At 48.4% G+C, this 16,138-nt stretch carries 17 protein-coding genes and 1 tRNA gene; 10 read left to right on the top strand and 8 right to left on the bottom strand.

The window, feature by feature from the left end; translation table 11 throughout:
* Window positions 1–2: 2 nt before the first annotated feature.
* The 6 genes from AB1552_01775 to AB1552_01750 all read right to left on the bottom strand — a co-directional run bounded on the left by AB1552_01775 (window position 3) and on the right by AB1552_01750 (window position 5,579).
* Complete coding sequence (locus AB1552_01775) at window positions 3–926, bottom strand: serine protease (protein MEW6052503.1); 924 nt, start codon at window positions 924–926, stop codon at window positions 3–5.
* A gap of 125 nt (window positions 927–1,051) precedes the next feature.
* Window positions 1,052–2,287, bottom strand: coding sequence for a DNA polymerase IV (gene dinB / locus AB1552_01770; protein ID MEW6052502.1), 1,236 nt, complete (start codon window positions 2,285–2,287; stop codon window positions 1,052–1,054).
* A gap of 42 nt (window positions 2,288–2,329) precedes the next feature.
* The gene (locus tag AB1552_01765; protein ID MEW6052501.1) at window positions 2,330–2,569 is read right to left on the bottom strand and encodes a hypothetical protein; all 240 of its coding nucleotides are present in this window, start codon (window positions 2,567–2,569) and stop codon (window positions 2,330–2,332) included.
* A gap of 186 nt (window positions 2,570–2,755) precedes the next feature.
* Entirely contained in the window at window positions 2,756–3,355 is a 600-nt protein-coding gene (gene lexA / locus AB1552_01760) for a transcriptional repressor LexA (GenBank protein ID MEW6052500.1), read from the bottom strand.
* Between the two features lie 269 nt (window positions 3,356–3,624).
* Window positions 3,625–4,521, bottom strand: a complete 897-nt coding sequence (locus AB1552_01755; GenBank protein ID MEW6052499.1) for a DUF72 domain-containing protein — start codon at window positions 4,519–4,521, stop codon at window positions 3,625–3,627.
* The gene (locus AB1552_01750) at window positions 4,518–5,579 is read right to left on the bottom strand and encodes an ADP-ribosylglycohydrolase family protein (GenBank protein MEW6052498.1); all 1,062 of its coding nucleotides are present in this window, start codon (window positions 5,577–5,579) and stop codon (window positions 4,518–4,520) included. Before AB1552_01750 ends, AB1552_01755 begins: the two co-directional genes overlap by 4 nt.
* A 147-nt stretch (window positions 5,580–5,726) precedes the next feature.
* On the opposite strand from AB1552_01750, the gene AB1552_01745 reads away from it, so the two are divergent.
* Window positions 5,727–6,422, top strand: coding sequence for a YIP1 family protein (locus AB1552_01745; GenBank protein MEW6052497.1), 696 nt, complete (start codon window positions 5,727–5,729; stop codon window positions 6,420–6,422).
* 202 nt (window positions 6,423–6,624) lie between these two features.
* Complete coding sequence (locus AB1552_01740) at window positions 6,625–7,767, top strand: cytochrome c3 family protein (protein MEW6052496.1); 1,143 nt, start codon at window positions 6,625–6,627, stop codon at window positions 7,765–7,767.
* A gap of 110 nt (window positions 7,768–7,877) precedes the next feature.
* Here AB1552_01740 and metG read toward each other — a convergent pair whose 3' ends face one another.
* Window positions 7,878–8,225: a methionine--tRNA ligase subunit beta gene (gene metG / locus AB1552_01735; protein ID MEW6052495.1), complete on the bottom strand. Its 348-nt coding sequence runs from the start codon at window positions 8,223–8,225 to the stop codon at window positions 7,878–7,880.
* Between the two features lie 75 nt (window positions 8,226–8,300).
* Here metG and lptC point away from each other — a divergent pair, with 75 nt between their 5' ends.
* The 8 genes from lptC (at window position 8,301) to AB1552_01695 (ending at window position 13,772) form a co-directional block, all read left to right on the top strand.
* A complete protein-coding gene (lptC, locus tag AB1552_01730) occupies window positions 8,301–8,810 on the top strand; it encodes an LPS export ABC transporter periplasmic protein LptC (protein ID MEW6052494.1) in 510 nt (169 codons plus the stop codon).
* A complete protein-coding gene (locus AB1552_01725) occupies window positions 8,785–9,273 on the top strand; it encodes an LptA/OstA family protein (protein MEW6052493.1) in 489 nt (162 codons plus the stop codon). The genes lptC and AB1552_01725 overlap by 26 nt, the downstream gene beginning before the upstream one ends.
* A 14-nt stretch (window positions 9,274–9,287) precedes the next feature.
* Window positions 9,288–10,010 (top strand): LPS export ABC transporter ATP-binding protein, encoded by a 723-nt coding sequence (lptB, locus tag AB1552_01720; GenBank protein ID MEW6052492.1) that lies wholly within the window; start codon window positions 9,288–9,290, stop codon window positions 10,008–10,010.
* A complete protein-coding gene (gene rpoN, locus AB1552_01715) occupies window positions 10,010–11,452 on the top strand; it encodes an RNA polymerase factor sigma-54 (GenBank protein MEW6052491.1) in 1,443 nt (480 codons plus the stop codon). Before lptB ends, rpoN begins: the two co-directional genes overlap by 1 nt.
* An 11-nt stretch (window positions 11,453–11,463) precedes the next feature.
* Window positions 11,464–11,988 (top strand): ribosome-associated translation inhibitor RaiA, encoded by a 525-nt coding sequence (gene raiA / locus AB1552_01710; GenBank protein ID MEW6052490.1) that lies wholly within the window; start codon window positions 11,464–11,466, stop codon window positions 11,986–11,988.
* A gap of 63 nt (window positions 11,989–12,051) precedes the next feature.
* Window positions 12,052–12,897 (top strand): RNase adapter RapZ, encoded by an 846-nt coding sequence (gene rapZ, locus AB1552_01705; GenBank protein ID MEW6052489.1) that lies wholly within the window; start codon window positions 12,052–12,054, stop codon window positions 12,895–12,897.
* Between the two features lie 93 nt (window positions 12,898–12,990).
* Window positions 12,991–13,083 (top strand) — tRNA-Ser (locus AB1552_01700).
* Window positions 13,084–13,268: 185 nt separating this feature from the next.
* A complete protein-coding gene (locus tag AB1552_01695) occupies window positions 13,269–13,772 on the top strand; it encodes a DUF2155 domain-containing protein (GenBank protein MEW6052488.1) in 504 nt (167 codons plus the stop codon).
* Window positions 13,773–13,813: 41 nt separating this feature from the next.
* Here AB1552_01695 and AB1552_01690 read toward each other — a convergent pair whose 3' ends face one another.
* Window positions 13,814–15,853, bottom strand: coding sequence for a PAS domain S-box protein (locus AB1552_01690; GenBank protein MEW6052487.1), 2,040 nt, complete (start codon window positions 15,851–15,853; stop codon window positions 13,814–13,816).
* Between the last annotated feature and the right edge of the window lie 285 nt (window positions 15,854–16,138).

The raw sequence follows: 16,138 nt of genomic DNA, 5'->3' as shown, positions 1-16,138 counted from the left end.
AATTACAGACTGCTGCCAGCCAGTTTCTGCAGCCTGTTTCTCAGAGAGTCGATCGATATACATCCCTTAATGAACAGGGAATCATAGCCTATTGCCTCTTTCATTGCACAGAAAAGCTCAATGCTGCAGACGGGAGATGCACGGCTGGACGGTGCATTGTCCTTAAGGGTTTTGACAAGTGCCTTCAGATCCTGGTCAAGGGGAGTTGTAATGAATGAGGCGATGCCGATTACCCGATCATCCTCAGGGCGTTTTCCCGGAAGCACGATCGGTCCGCCGGAGTTGCCTTTGGTCATCGGGATGTCAAGCCAGGCGATATCTATAATACTTCTTTTCCGGAACGAAGAAGTTCCCTGATATGCCAGCACCGCATCCTTCCATCGGGTTTTCACTACCCCAAAAGAGATCTCGGGCTGCTCTCTGGTCAGGGAATAGCCGCACAGGTATACTGTTGAGCCTTCCTTGGCGTCTGAAAAATTTCCCAGCCGCAGCGGGACGAGTTGTCTGGGAGTTCTGATTTCGAGGATACAGTAGTCTTTCAGCACTGCCTCATAGATGCCGTCGCCTATGAAGGCTTTGTGCGGTATTGCGGGCACCCTCTCTCCGTCATGCAGCTGAACTTCTATAGGTGAAGCATAGGTAATGAAGGATCGCTTTCGGGAGGCCTGCTCTGTCTTCCCTACGACATGGAAGGATGTTGCAACCAGCCCGTTTGCATTGATGATGAATCCAGTGCCGTTGGGTCTGCCGTTCACATAAATGCGAACTGTGGATCGCTTAATCCGGTCAATCCTCTCCTGTTTGTCCGGGCCGCTGAGACTCTCAATGGATATGTGTTTCGGAACGGGCTGGCTGCAGCCTGTCATCAGCACCAGGTACACAAGAGGTATGATCAGGAAAAAAGACCGAGGCGCGAATCTTTCCACCTGAAGTATCCCCCCATCTCTTCTGTCCTTGACTGTGTGCGGACATATAATAAATCAAACTGACCGGAAAAAAAAAGAAGGCGGGAATGACTCCCTGCGGATGAAACTGCCGGCAGTGAAGCATTCTATCTCCGCACTCGTATATTCCTGACCCCGGAAGGTTTCCACGCGGGGGATATCACGCGGGGAGGATCCACATGCTTCAGGTACGACGCCCAGAGGAGTTTGAAGTCACCGTGCCGGTCGTTGACGGTATCCATCGCCTGCAGGATTGCCTTCTCTTTTCTCTGTGCTTCAAACAGCAGCATCTGGTGTGAGTCCCTGATAAGGCCGGACAGGCATACCCCGAGCAGTCTGACCCTGTCTTTCAACCGGATGCTGTTTAAAAGGGAAATGGCGTTCCGGTATATCTCATGGGTATGATTGGTGTGTGCCGGAAGCGTTGTCTGTCTCGAAAACGTCTCAAAATCCGGATACCTTACCGTCAGCGAGATCTTTCTGCCGATGTATCCGTATCTCCTTGCCCGTCTTCCTACCATATCGCTCAGTTTCAGTATCTCTGCCTCTGTTTCCTGCCCGCTGCCCAGATCTCTCGGAAAGGTCATGCTGTGTCCGATGGACTTGGGATCTTCCTCGCGGACAAGCAAAGGTCTGTTGCAGATTCCCATCCCCATGGCTTTGAGATGTTCACCGGGTATGCCGAACCTGTTCCTCAGAAGGCTTGCCGGTGTCCTTCCGAGCTGACCGCAGGTCTTTATCCCCAGACCTTCAAGTTGAGCAGTAATCCCGGAACCTATTCCCCAGAGTTCTTTCAAAGGCATATCTTCGAGCACTGAGGTGACGTCATCGGGCCTGATCCACCGTAATCCGTCAGGTTTTGCGATATCACTGGCAAGCTTTGCAATGAGTATGTTTGGAGCAATGCCGACCGTGCAGGTAATACCGAAGCGTTCTTTTACTTCTGCCCTGATGCGTTTGCCGATGGATTCCGGCCCCCCGAAAAGATGATGCGTTGCAGTCACGTCGAGAAATGCCTCATCAATGGAATAGACTTCCACATCCGGAGTAAACTGAAGATAGATATTCTGGAGATCCCTGCAGGTGAAGGTGTATTTTTCATTGTTCCCTGCAACAAAGATGATATGCGGACAGAGTTTTTTCGCCTCGCAGACATTCATCCCCGTTTTTACCCCGTATTTTCTCGCTTCGTACGAACGCGTCGTGATGACTGTCCTTGCGCCTGAGCCGATGACCGCGACCGGCTTTCCCCTGAGGAAAGGATGTGTCTGCTGCTCCACCGAGGCAAAAAATGCGTCCATGTCTATGCAAAGGATTATTCTGGACATGAGTGGGTTCTTCATAAAGGAACACCCCCCTGAAAAAATGGTGAAACGTGCTCCTTCCTATGCCTCCAGCCTTTCCAGCCTCCACAGAAGCGATGTGGCATCGAAACTGAGTTCATACAATGTCTTTCCGTCTGATATCGAGAAATGGTAAATCATGCGGTGTCCCTCTTTGGTCTGCCATGTATAGGTGATGTCTTTTACCTCAAAAAGTCTTCCTGACCACCTGAACCTGAGCGGTTGTATCTTATAGGGCAGCCCGAATGAGGCCACCACACTTATGGTATCTCCGATTTCCATAGATGATGTCTGACCGCAGTATGAAAGAGATGACTTCAGTTCACCCGCTGACAATTATCCGGAATTGAGGGGCTATCACGGGACGTCCCGTATAGCATCGGGACAATGTGGCACCCGCTTTCCCCGCACGCGTCACATCCGGCTCAGGTGCTTGCCGGTCTCCGCCGTTTATTCCATGGGCTTTCATCACAGTTTTCTTATTACCCCGATAACCTTTCCCAGAACAGTCACTTCATGGGGACTGTGTTCTGTCGGCTGCATGGTGCTGTTTTCCGGTTGAAGGATTATTTTCCCCCCTTTTTTGTACACCCTTTTTACCGTAGCTTCGTCTGCCACAAGGACGACACCGATTCCGCCGTGTTCTATCGTTGTCTGCGGCCTGATCACCACAAAATCCCCGTCGAATATCCCCGCCCCTGTCATGCTGTCGCCTGTCACTTTGAGAGTAAACGCATCTGCATGGGGAAACAGGGACTGATCGACAAGAATGTGCGCATCAATATCCTCCCGTGCCAGAAGAGGCTTCCCTGCCCGTATTTTCCCTGCGACAGGAACCATGAATCCGCCTGAAGGCATCAGGCCCCGGATCTCTATCCCCCTGGACTTGGAAGGTTCCAGTTTTATGAAACCCTTCCTTTGCAGTGCCTGAAGATGTCCTCGTGCAGCAGCCCAGAGAAACCTGAAATGTTCGCCGATCTCTCTGACTGTAGGGGGGTAGCCGTGGTCTTTGGTGAACTCAATAAGGAATTCGAGTACCTTCTTCTGTTTATCAGTGAGTGCTCTCATGAGACCGTTTTTTGAACCTCCCCGGATTTCCCCCGAACAGGAGTTATTCCGTCAATCCCTGTTGCAGAGCGGGGCAGGGAGAATCGGGATTGGGGTTCTCGATGTCCCTGCCCCCTCAGAAAGTGGGGAAATATTATATATACAAATGTATACTAAAATATTTTCTTTGTCAAGAGGTGTGTAGGATGGCGGCATTCAGGTCACGGTAAGTAATGCGAATGCATGGGCAACAATGAGAAATTCCCTTTATCCCCTTTTTGAGAAAGGGATCATGCCCTGCCCTTTGTCATTTCCTGCAGTCTCATCGCGTTTCTCATCGCGAACCCCCCGTGGCAGTTGTTGAACATGGCGTAGGTTACCTTTGTTTTTTTCTCTGTTGTCCTGAGAGCGTGCACAAATCCCGCCAATTCTTCATCTGAGTAGAGGTAACTGTAACGGAGCGCTGTCTCCGTCCCTTTTTTCAGCCAGTTCTGTGTATTCCTTCCATGGAACCTGAAGTAGGCGATGTCTGTTGTAGCGTCGGGGATGAAAGGCACGGTGGCCAAAGAACCATACTGCGGTTCATCTGCGGATATATAAGATAACTGATGGTCTTTCAGAAACTGCAGGACCGGGGCTGTGGTGTCTGAAGTCAGCCAACTCCCATGCCTGAATTCAACAGCGACCTGCATGTCCTGCTGGATGAAATGTGTTGACCTGAGGATAACGTCCATATGTGCAGTTGCATGACGGAACCATGGGGGGTATTGAAAAACAACACAGCCCAGCTTGTCGGACTGCCTGAGAGGAGCAAGGGCTTCACTGAACCGTGCAGTTATTGATTCAAGAAGAGCCGGTTCTTTGATGTACACGTATTTTCTGGTCCTGTCTGCCGGGGAAAGCAAATCGAAGATATCCTTCGGGAGGGTCTTTGGGGCTACCCCGTGGCCTGTCAACGCTCCGTATGCCTTAATGTGGAAGATGAAATCCTCAGGCGTTCTCTCGTTCCAGAGATGCGTCGTTCTTTTGTCAGGAATTGCGTAATATGTGGAATCCACCTCTACTGTGGTAAAGTGATGTGCGTAATATCTCAGACGTTCTTCCGGTGTTTTTACTTTTTCGGGATAGAATTCACCGCTCTGCATCAGTGTCTTTTCCGTCCATGAACAGGTTCCGACACGGATCATCGTACCTTGCCCGGTTCGTTTGTCCCCTTTTCCTGCGGACGCCTGAGCGGGATTTGGGCTATCTTTATTTCATAACACCGTTGCGCCAGTTCTGAAAGTTCATCGAATTTCCAGGTGCCGCGGTCATTCAGCAGATGTCTCAAGTGCGAGGGTATCGCACCGATCCCGAGGTACGCACCGCTTATTGCACCGGCCATCGCTGCCGTGGTATCCACGTCTCCGCCTGCCTCGATCGCCGTACAAATGGTTTCCCAGTAGTCATTCGGCGATCTGAGGAATGCATAGAGGCTCCAGAGCACGCTGCTTACGACAAATCCGGATATGCCTGTCCATTCCTCATCATCAACATAGTCAGGGTCAAATCCTGCTTTTGCAATGTGGATAACCGCTTCTTCCGGAGAAAGGGCTATCCACTGCGAGAGCTTCAGCAGTTCTTGGGAAAACCCTGAGTCAATTTCACCTGTCCATTCGGACAGCGTTGAGATGAAGGAATCGGCTTCGATTTTTGTCTCCCGGAGCGCCAGTGCAACCGCGCCGCTGACAGCGGCAGCCCCTGCGGAGCACCGGGGATCCCTGTGGGTGATCCTGCCCTGATCGTGGGCTGCCTGCACAAGCATGTGCGGATTATCAAAGAAGAACAGCCCAACAGGCGCTGCGCGCATGGCGCTGCCGTTCCCTGCTGATGGAGAGGGAGTGCCTGATTCTTCCCACGGGATGCCGAGGAATAACCTTTTGACCGCTTCTTTGGTGGAATACCCAAACCCCACAATTCTCTTCTCAGCAAAGATGCGCTTTATCTTTTCCGCATAGTCACCGGGATCAAATCTGCCGCATGCCACATAACTCTGCATAAGCTCACGAGCAAGCTGGGAGTCATCTGAATATTGCCCGAATGTAAAGGGGAATTTGCCGAATTCCCCGACCCGGTCCGTCTTCAGATAATCCTCAATATATCTTTTACATGCGGCAGGGAAGAAGCCTTCCACCACAAAACCTGTTGCATCTCCGAGACACTGGCCTATGAGGCAGCCGCTGAACTGGTCTTTGCGGGGTATCATATCAAAACAACCTTTCTTCACCGGAACATTTTCTGCTGCTGTTTAAATATAAAAAAATTCTCTATTGTATTGTCAAACAGTATTTCTTAACATAGATACCAGGTTTTGTATAGCTGAAACAAAGGAAGATACTTTTTTAAAGATGCCATGGCCATAAAAAGCTCAGATTTTACCGCGTTGCCCGCGCTGGCAATCAGAATTCTGACGTCGCCTTCAGAGTTTTTCAGGGGCATGCCAAAAACGGGCGGATATGCTGAACCTCTCCTTTTCGTGATCGTCATGGGAATTCTCGGAGGCATCATAAGGGCTTTTCTTGATATGCTCGGACTCTCGATGATCGAAGGAGTCGAAAACAGGTCGACATGGCTTTTTGTTCTGCCGGCTGCAGTTGCGGCCGGCAGTTTTATCGGGGCCGGCGTGCTTTATATTATCTGGAAGCTCATGGGGTCACTTGAAACCTATGAAACAGCATACCGGTGCTCTGCATATATCTCGGCGCTGACACCGGTGACGACGGTCATTGATGCGGTTCCCTATATGGGGATAGTGGCAAGCGTCGCCCTCTCCACCGTTTTCCTTGTCATCGCAAGCAAGGAAGTGCATATGATTGCTGCACGCAAGGCCTGGCTGGTTTTCGGTATTCTCGGATTGCTGTTTATTCTTATGAATATCACCGGTCAGTATGCGTCAAAAATCTCGATGGATTATCCGGAACGCACGCAGAATGAGACACAGGGTCTGCAAAAAAAGAACAGGTTGGAAGCATACCGGATGTTTGACAAAAAAAGCACAGGAAGTTTCTCTTCCCTTCATGATGTGTCGGACATGAGACAAAATACTTGACAAAAATTGCTCCCCGCCCTTAGATTAAATAGCATTAGCTAATATTAAAGAGAATCTATTTCTTTATATTTGTGTATTTTCTGAAGATTGTTGTTAAATAATGCAGAAATATCTTCTCTGTACTGTTGCTGGCGCTCTGAATACTATATCAAATGTTAAATATTGTGCAATGCAATCAATCCAGACACTGTGAGGATGTGACATGAAATGTGAACCAAGACAACGCCTTAATGTGGTAATGCGGGTGTTCATACTATCGGTATTGATTTTTCTCTTGTATCGTGATTCGGATGCAAAAATAACCGGAAATTGCGCAAACTGCCATACCATGCACAACAGCCAGAACAGTTCAGTCATGGCCGATTACGGGGCAGATGGAACACCCTGGAAAAGAACAGGTCCCTACAAATTGCTTGTCCGGGGAGACTGCCTCGGATGTCACGGCATGGGGGGTGCAAACAAGATAATTACCATAAGCGGAAGCGATATCCCGCAGGTCTATCATACCGATAGCACCGGGGACCTTGCCGGAGGAAATTTTGCGTATATTCTTGGGGCAAAAGGAAGCGGTGCATCAGACACAAAAGGTCATAATGTCATAGACCTCGGCAATATTGACGATGTGCTTACCGATGCGCCGGGCAGATTCCATAGTCCGATGGCAAAAAATACCGAGCTGACCTGTGCGGGAAACAACGGATGTCATGGCTCCCGTTCTTTCAATGCGAGCGGGAGCGGGCTGAACAGTCTGAAGGGTGCCCATCATCAGAACGTGGATGGCAGGTGTGACATTGCTGACCAGAACCATAACAGCTACCGCTTCCTGAGAGGGGTGAAGGGGTTTGAGAATAACGGAGCATATAAGTGGCAGAACTACAATGCCGATAATCATAATGAATACTATGGCGACTCAATCCCCATGAGTGGGGATATGTGCAGCAACTGTCATATTCCTCCTGTCATGACAGTAGCTCCGGCTAACAAGACGATAAGCGGATTCTGTGCCACTTGCCATGGAAATTATCACCTTCTGGCAGGAATCGGTGGTGATATCAATGCACCCTTTACCCGGCATCCGACCGATGTCGTTCTGCCCGCTTCAGGTGAATATGCGGCATATACTACGTACAGCCCGCAGACACCTGTCGGCAGACGAGCAGTCCCGTCTTCCATGGGCAACACAGTGACTCCGGGGACAGACGTTGTGACCTGTCTGTCCTGCCACGCAGCCCACGGCACTGATTATCCTGATATCCTGAAGTGGGACTACAGTGCTATGGTGGCAGGAGGAGGAGGTGCTGCTGCTGCTGAGGGATGTTTTACCTGCCATACGCAAAAGAAATAACTCTGAAAAAAACAGTAACGCTGTTCTGAGGATGATGGATGGCAGGCAGGATTTTTTTATGTGCTGTCCTGCACGAGATGTCTCTGTTGCAGATAAAACGCTGCGGAAGATTACCTGATAATGCTTCCCAAAGGGACTTCCTGCTCAGGATGCATCAGTACGGGCCTGCCCTCGACATCTGCCGCAAGGATCATCCCCTGACTGGTGATTCCCCTTATATCGCGTGGCGCCAGATTCATCAGCACAGGAACCTGTTTCCCGACCAGTTGTTCCGGGTCATATGACCCTGCAATGCCTGCGACTAACTGTCTTTTTTCTGAGCCGAAATCAATGACCAGTTTCAGCAGCTTGTCCGTTCCGGCGACCTTTTCTGAAAATATGATTTTCCCGATCCTGATATCGAGTTTCTTGAAATCATCAAACGAAATCATGCTCCTATTATCAGGAGTCCGGTCAATTTTTGCAATATGACCTTTTCTGAAGTATTGAAAAATCAGGGTTTACATACCTCTCCCTGTATGATAGAATTTTTTATGAAGAAACTTCTGATAATAGCGCTTTCTGTCCTGCTTTTCGGCAGCTTCATCATGCTCTCAAGATCAGGAAGAGAAAATGCAGGGAATCTGCAGATGAAGGGAAGTTCTTTTATCGAGGATATCAGGATTTTGCATAAAACAAACGGGATGACTGTCTGGACTCTCACCGCTCGCAGGGCAGATTTTTTTGAAAACGATGACAAGGCGAGACTGCGCGATATCTCAATGGAGATAAAGGAAAAGAATCTTGTGCTGCATGCGGATAATGGCATATACAACCTTGCTGACAGGAGTTTTTCCACAGACAGCATTGTCAACGCTGCATCAAAAGACTTCAGAATAAAGGCGGACTCGATCGATTACAGTATTCCCTCGGGGACGATATCCACGGACGGCAGGATAGAAGTTGAGGGGAAGGGGTTCAGGGTCGAAGGAAAGGGAATGAATGCAGAAACAGGACAGAAGGTTCAAGTATTGAAGGATGTCAAGGCAACGTTTCATAAGTGAGCTCATCCGCTTCAGCGGAGTTCTGATCGCCCTTTTCCTGCTCCCCGATACGGCATTCCCTGCTGGGCAGACGCAGAAGGTAAAGGGGCCGATCATTATCACCTCTGAGAAGCTTACTGCTGACAACAAGCACCATACGGCGGTTTTTGAGGATTCTGTTGCTGCCAGAACTGCCGATCTGACCATTTACTCCGACAGGATGGTTGTTTCCTATGACAAGGATACCGGCAATGTCCAGAGGATCGATGCAACCGGCAGGGTTAAGGTGATTAAAGAAAACCGGGTGATTATCTCACAGGAAGCCTCATATTATGCCGGAGAAGAAAAAGTCGTTTTTACCGGGGACCCGAGAGCTGTAGAGGGGGAAAATGTGGTTACCGGCAGGACCATGACATACCTTATCAACGAAGACCGCTTCCTTGTTGAAGGAAGCAAGGTATTCCTGACAAAAAAAAGAGAATAACCGCGGAGTTTACAATGCATACCCTGGAAGCAAGAGGGATTTCGAAATTTTATGGGAAGAGACATGTCGTAAAAGGGATTGACTTCTATGTCAGCACCGGCGAGATTGTGGGCCTTCTCGGCCCGAACGGAGCAGGAAAAACCACCTCCTTCAACATGATAGTCGGGCTGATCAAGCCTGACGGCGGAAATATTTTTCTCGACAGTGAAGACATGACGAAACTCCCGATGTACAAGAGATCTCTGATGGGGGTCAGCTACCTCCCTCAGGAGCCTTCCATATTCCGCAAGCTTTCTGTAGAGGACAATATCAGGGCGGTTCTCGAGATCAGGAGATTGCCGCGGGAAGAGATCGACACAGAAACCAGGAGACTGCTCAGGGAATTCAATCTTGCTGAACTGTCCCAGAAAGAAGGGTATAAGCTCTCGGGAGGTGAGCGGAGAAAGACAGAGATAGCGCGTGCGATTGCCATAAAGCCCAGATTCCTTCTGTTTGACGAACCGTTTGCAGGGATCGACCCCCTTGCGATAATAGAACTAAAAAAGATGTTCAGTTATCTGAAGAGCAGAGACCTCGGAATCCTGATTACAGACCATAATGTGAGGGACACCCTGTCCATTACCGACAGGGCTTACATAATCAGCAACGGAGAGATTCTCCGTGAGGGAAGTCCAGATATGATCGTCTCAGACCTGAAGGTCAAGGAAGCATTCCTCGGAGAGGAGTTCAGACTCTGATGGCGCTTGAAAACAGACTCGAACTGAGACTTGCCCAGAAACTGATACTTACTCCCCAGCTGCAGCAGGCAATAAAACTGCTCCAGTTGCCGCACCTTGAGCTTTCCCAGTTTTTGAACCAGGAGCTAATGGAAAACCCGCTTTTGGAGGAATCTGCAGACGAAATATCCGTCAAGGAACTCTCCCCGGAGGAGAGGGATTCCATCGAAACCGAAGAAACGATTGAGGACGAAGGGGTTCCCCTTGAAAAGCTCATGAGTTTTGCGGTGGATGAATATTTTGAGGAGAGAAGTTCTGACGGAAGAGACATGGGGTATTTCAACCCCGGGACAGTAACCCCGCTCGAATACGATCAGTTCATCTCCAAAAAGCCGGATCTTGCAGATCATCTCCTGTGGCAGCTGAGGCTTTCAAATATCTCTGACGAGATCAGAAAGGTCGGGGAGATTATCATCGGCAATCTGGATGAGAACGGATATCTTAAGGCCTCTCTTGAGGAGATTGCTGAGGCAGCAGAAAAGAATATCGGGACTGCGGAAAAAACTCTTGCCTTGATCCAGGGTTTTGACCCTCCCGGAATCGCAGCACGAAGCATTCAGGAATGCATGCTACTGCAGCTCAGGGCTTTGAATCTGCAGGGCAGTATTGTAGAGAAAATAGTCTCCAGCAATATGGGAGAGCTTGAGAAAAAGCGATATGCCGCAATTGCACAGCAACATGGACTCTCGCTGAAGGATGTTATGGCTGCGGTAAAGATCATCGAAGGTCTCGAACCCAAGCCGGGAAGAAATTTTTCCAGCGCGGTGACCAATTATATTACCCCTGATGTATATCTGTTGAGGACGGAAGAGGGATATCAGATTATTCTGAATGACGAGGGGCTTCCGAAGCTGAAGATCAGCAGCTATTACCGGAAACTTATCCAGCAGAACAGTGCCTTCCCGAAGGAGGACAAGCAATTCCTTATAGAGAAGCTGCGCTCTGCTACGGGGCTTCTCAAAAGCCTTGATCAGCGAAACAGGACTATCTACAGGGTGACCGAGGCACTGCTGGACCTGCAGGGAGAATTCTTCAGGAAAGGGGTGCAGTACCTGAAGCCGTTGACGCTTAAGGATGTTGCATCAGTACTGAGTCTGCATGAAAGTACCGTAAGCAGGGTCACATCAAACAAGTATCTCGCCTGCGAATACGGAATCTTCTGTTTCAGGTTTCTTTTCAGCAGCGCATTGCATAGCGGTCTGGGAAGCGTCTCATCGACATCTGTAAAAAACAATATCAAAACAATTGTGTCAGAAGAAAACCCGCACAAGCCTTTCAGCGATCAGCATATATCGGAAATGCTGAAAAGAAGTGGTATCATAATTGCAAGGAGAACAGTGGCCAAATACAGGGAGGAAATGGGAATTCCACCGCAGGCACAGCGCAGGAAAGTTGATGAATGAAAGGAGGACTTATGAATATTATTGTTACAGGAAGACAGCTTGAAGTGACTCCTGCCCTCAAAAGTTATGCAGAAAAGAAGATCAAGAGGTTTGACCGTTATCTGTCCAATATTTCGGAGGCTAATGTTACTATCAGTGTGGAAAAATACAGGCATAAAGTAGAGGTTCTGCTCAAGGTGAACGGTGTCCTGATACAGGCTGAAGGAATAACAGGCGATATATATTCCTCGATTGATGAGGTAGCGGAAAAACTCGAGAGACAGATAAAAAAATACAAAGAAAAACTTGTTTCCCACAGGAAGTCCGAAGGGAAACCCGGAGCCCTGTCTCCTGAAATTGCCATTGCCCCTGAGGTCGGCAAGATCATCAAAAACAAGAGGTTTGAACTGAAGCCGATGAGCCCGGATGAGGCGGCGATGCAGATGGAACTTCTTGATAAGACCTTCTTTGTTTTTACCAATGACAACAGCGGGGATATCAATGTCATCTACCGCAGAAGAGACGGGAATTTCGGGCTCATTGAACCGGTAAAATAGCGAGATCAGGCCGGGACTCCCTCCGGTTTTCCCGGTTGCTGTTTTATAAAGGCGCCTTATTTTATGCGACCGCATATAGTGATAATTACCGGATTTTCAGGATCTGGAAAGACTGTTGCCTTAAGGGCGCTCGAAGATTCAGGTTTTTTCTGCGTCGACAACCTTCCTATCGCACTTATCAGATCGTTCATCTCCATCGTGGGAAAAAACCGTGATATCAGGAAGATTGGCATCGGTATAGACATAAGGGAGAAAGGCTTCTTGTCCGGGATCAGCGATGTCCTGAAGGTACTGGGAAAGCAATACAGGACTGAAGTCCTTTTCCTTGAGGCAGAAAAAGATGTGCTTATCAGGAGGTTCAAGGAGACCCGGAGACCGCATCCGCTCGGAGGAACCCTCGAAGAATCGATACAGACCGAAAGGGAGCGAATTGCCCTCCTGAAGGAGGCTGCCGACCGGGTTATCGATACATCCTCCCTCTCCCCGCACCAGTTGAGACAGCTTATTACCTCTCTCTATTCAGTCAAGACAGGGGAAAAAGCGATGACGGTTGTGCTTATCTCCTTTGGTTTCAAACTGGGGGTTCCCCAGAATATCGACCTGCTCTTTGATGCACGATTTCTTCCCAATCCCAACTTCATTCCTGAATTAAAACCGCTCAGGGGGACGGATAAAAAGGTCTCTGACTATGTATTCAAAACCGTCATATCGAAGACGTATGTCAAGAAAATGCAAGAATTTATCGATTTTCTTATCCCACTCTATATCAGGGAAGGCAGGTCATACCTTGCCATCGGGATAGGCTGCACAGGTGGAAATCACCGTTCACCGGCTATTGTTGTCAAACTGCAGGAGCACCTGAAGAGACACCCGATAGACCTGAACATTGTCCACAGAGATATCAGCTAACCTGTTGTACGGATGTGCAAATCGCCTCTTGCAGAAGTGTGGGTTCCAATATTTACAAAGCATATTTTAAGCTGTTAGTATATATAGCTTTAGGGAGAGGTGGCCGAGTTGGTCGAAGGCAGCCGCCTGCTAAGCGGTTGTGGGGGTAAAACCCCACCCAGGGTTCGAATCCCTGCCTCTCCGCCAGAAAACTACAGCAAACGCATGTGCTGAACAGAATGGTGATTATATTTACAAAGGAGGAAATGATGAAAAGATACTTTGTATTAACCATGTGTGTGTGTGTGCTATTTATATTCTCTGCCTGTAAGCAGAAAGAGGCCCAGCCTCCTGCAACTCAGACGCAGGAACCTATCGCAACAGGACCCATTATGCCTCCCGGACAGATGCCTCCCGGACAGATGCCCCCCGGACAGATGCCCCCCGGACAGATGCCCCCCGGACAGATGCCCCCCGGACAGCAGATGGGGCAGCCGGGCATGATGATGCCGAAGGGACAAACAAAAGTCGTTATCCCTGAGACAGTGAAGGGAAAATGGAGCGGGGCAAAACTGGTTATCGAAGATAAGGTTTCGAAGACAAAACAGGAATATACCGTAAAATTAAATAGTGACTTTGCGGTTCCAAATTCCGGTCTCCGGATACATGTCGGGGATTTCCTGCCTGATTTTAAGATGGATGGTCTCTCGCTCACTTCCGGGTCGAACGAGCCAAGAAATCCGGCCCTTGGCATTAGGGTATTTGAGAACGAAAAACAGATCTTCCCGGATCCCGGCAGAAAATGGGGCTGGTTGTTTTCAAAGGTTCCTTCGATACATCCTTTCGAACATGCGAAATATGGCATCATCCTGAAAGAAGGAATAAAGAAGGGATAAGAAGAGAGCAGATCAATATATCAGAGTTCAGAAAAGGGACATTATTTATCCAGTATCTCTCTTACCGTCCTCAGGAGTTTGTCCGGTAAAACCGGTTTTGTGATGTATGCCGTACTTTCTTCGAGGATGATTTTTTTATGAATAATGTCCGAGGCATATCCGCTCATAAAAACTGCCCGGATATCCGGTCTTGTCTGTTTTATGAGGTCATAGACATCCTTGCCGCTTTTCTTTGGCATAATTATATCAAGGACAAGCATCTGGATGATATCTTTGTGTGAGAGAAATTTGCTGATGGCTTCTTCTCCGTCAGAAGCCTCTACAACCTGATACCCTGAACGTTCAAGGATGCCTTTCGTGATTTTCCTGACCGAACTATTATCCTCTGCCAGTAAAATTGTCTCTGTTCCCCCCCTTGGCGGTGTGTAAGGAAATCCTGGCTCGGATTCAACACGCTCTGGTGGTATTAAGGGAAGATATATCCTGAACCTCGTGCCCTTGCCTGGTTCACTGTATACATTAATATATCCTTCATGCTGTTTGACGATCCCGTATACCATCGCGAGACCAAGGCCTGTACCTCTGCCTATATCTTTGGTGGTAAAAAAAGGCTCAAAAATCCTCTCCCTCGTTCTCTCATCCATGCCGGAACCAGTGTCTTCAAGGGTAATCGCGGCATACAGTCCTGGCCTGCCATAGCCGTATGTATGAATAAATTCTTTGTCCAGTTCAATACGTTCAGCTCCTATGGTGAGTGTGCCTCCGTCAGGCATCGAATCCCTGGCATTTCCTGCAAGATTCATGAGTACCTGTTCTATCTGCCCGCTGTCTGCCAGAACTGTCAGATTTTCAGCTGCAGGAACTGTTTTCAGTTCAATATCTTCGCCGATAATCCTTAAAAGGAGTGTTTCGACTTTTTGTATGATGAGATTGATGTCTGCAGGCTTGGGGCTTATGACCTGTTTTCTGCTGAATGCGAGGAGATTTTTTGTTAGCTCAGCAGCCTTCTCTGATGAAGCAAGGATCTCATGAACGCAGTCCCTCGAATAAGCATCTTCGATGAGAGTGGTTTTCAGAATGCTTGCAAAACCCATTATTGCCGTCAGAATATTATTGAAATCGTGTGCTATGCCGCCTGCAAGGGTGCCGATTGCCTCCATTTTATGCGCCTGCAAAAGCTGTTCCTCGAGTCTTTTCCGTTCAGTGATATCCTCAAGCACACCATCTATCCAGGCAATATTCCCGTTTTTATCATATTGGGCATTTGCGGTTACCGAGGCCCATATCTGTGTGCCATCTTTTCTCTTCAGGCGCATTTCCCTGTCTTTCACACACCCTTTTTGCCGTATCTCTTCAGCGAAAAGCCGTGTTTCATCCGAATCCGTGAAAAGGTCCGACATGGTGCTTCCTGTAAACGCATCTATTGAGCCATAGCCAAATATTTTCAGCATACTGGGATTTGCCTGAACAAAGAGATCATCGGGAGTGAATAAATGCCGGTATATTCCGATATTGACATTTTCTATGAGGCTCCGGTATTTTTCTTCGCTTTCACGGAGAGCTTTTTCCCCCATTTTCCGGTCAGAAATATTTCTCACGATTATCATAATCTGATTTTCAAGCAGTGGGACCAGCCGCGCTTCGTAATAATGTTCATGTCCCTGTATCATGAGCGGATATTCAATGCTTGCAATAGCCTGGGTCATCTGAACCCGGCTGATTGCTTCCTGAAACTGTGCGCTCACGTCTTTCAGGGGAATGTCCTGAATGCGTTTCCCTATCAGGTCTTTATAAGGAAGATAGAGATTCGTTTTACTGCCGGTCTTGAAGTCGAGGATTGCACCGGTGGCATCTGTTCTGAACAGGAGATCCGGAAACGCCAGAATGAGGGCCCTCATTTCTGAATTCGCCTGAAGCAATTCCTGAGAACTCAGTTCGAGTGAGCGTTCCAGCATGGTCCTCTCGACATCGAATTGCATGTAGGCACTGTTGACCGCTTCGATGAATTTTTGCCAATCGGTCGGAAAGCTGCTTGTGTCTCCAAAGCATTTCTTCAGTTGACGTTTGAGAAGATTATGCATATGATTCTTGTTCTTCTTCACCTGTGCCCTGTAAGATGATTACTCCCAGCAATAGCATTAAACCACCGGGAACAACTGGAGCAATTAATTCTCAATACATCGAAAAATTCCCGGGATTCTCACTGTTTGAATATATCCTGGAAATTTATCTTTTTGCTTAATATATATTAGCATACAAAAAATTTTGCCAATATTGCAGACAATCAGCATTCATTTTCAAAACTCGCTATCAGACGCACGAAGGCTGCACTATCTGTACTCCTGCATTCCCCCAGGGTTACCTGT

It is taken from the genome of Nitrospirota bacterium (genome assembly GCA_040754395.1).
GTDB lineage: Bacteria > Nitrospirota > Thermodesulfovibrionia > Thermodesulfovibrionales > SM23-35 > JBFMCL01.
Note: the sequence above shows the minus strand (reverse complement) of the source record. Positions and strands in the feature narration are given on the sequence as shown.

What these genes read in the sequence shown, in the direction of transcription:
- dinB (MEW6052502.1), bottom strand. Translation starts at nt 2,287, where the DNA reads ATGAAGAACCCACTCATGTCCAGAATAATCCTTTGCATAGACATGGAC.
- AB1552_01765 (MEW6052501.1), bottom strand. Translation starts at nt 2,569, where the DNA reads ATGGAAATCGGAGATACCATAAGTGTGGTGGCCTCATTCGGGCTGCCC.
- lexA (MEW6052500.1), bottom strand. Translation starts at nt 3,355, where the DNA reads ATGAGAGCACTCACTGATAAACAGAAGAAGGTACTCGAATTCCTTATT.
- AB1552_01755 (MEW6052499.1), bottom strand. Translation starts at nt 4,521, where the DNA reads ATGATCCGTGTCGGAACCTGTTCATGGACGGAAAAGACACTGATGCAG.
- AB1552_01750 (MEW6052498.1), bottom strand. Translation starts at nt 5,579, where the DNA reads ATGATACCCCGCAAAGACCAGTTCAGCGGCTGCCTCATAGGCCAGTGT.
- AB1552_01745 (MEW6052497.1), top strand. Translation starts at nt 5,727, where the DNA reads ATGGCCATAAAAAGCTCAGATTTTACCGCGTTGCCCGCGCTGGCAATC.
- AB1552_01740 (MEW6052496.1), top strand. Translation starts at nt 6,625, where the DNA reads ATGAAATGTGAACCAAGACAACGCCTTAATGTGGTAATGCGGGTGTTC.
- lptC (MEW6052494.1), top strand. Translation starts at nt 8,301, where the DNA reads ATGAAGAAACTTCTGATAATAGCGCTTTCTGTCCTGCTTTTCGGCAGC.
- AB1552_01725 (MEW6052493.1), top strand. Translation starts at nt 8,785, where the DNA reads ATGTCAAGGCAACGTTTCATAAGTGAGCTCATCCGCTTCAGCGGAGTT.
- lptB (MEW6052492.1), top strand. Translation starts at nt 9,288, where the DNA reads ATGCATACCCTGGAAGCAAGAGGGATTTCGAAATTTTATGGGAAGAGA.
- rpoN (MEW6052491.1), top strand. Translation starts at nt 10,010, where the DNA reads ATGGCGCTTGAAAACAGACTCGAACTGAGACTTGCCCAGAAACTGATA.
- raiA (MEW6052490.1), top strand. Translation starts at nt 11,464, where the DNA reads ATGAATATTATTGTTACAGGAAGACAGCTTGAAGTGACTCCTGCCCTC.
- rapZ (MEW6052489.1), top strand. Translation starts at nt 12,052, where the DNA reads ATGCGACCGCATATAGTGATAATTACCGGATTTTCAGGATCTGGAAAG.
- AB1552_01695 (MEW6052488.1), top strand. Translation starts at nt 13,269, where the DNA reads ATGCCTCCCGGACAGATGCCTCCCGGACAGATGCCCCCCGGACAGATG.
- AB1552_01690 (MEW6052487.1), bottom strand. Translation starts at nt 15,853, where the DNA reads ATGCATAATCTTCTCAAACGTCAACTGAAGAAATGCTTTGGAGACACA.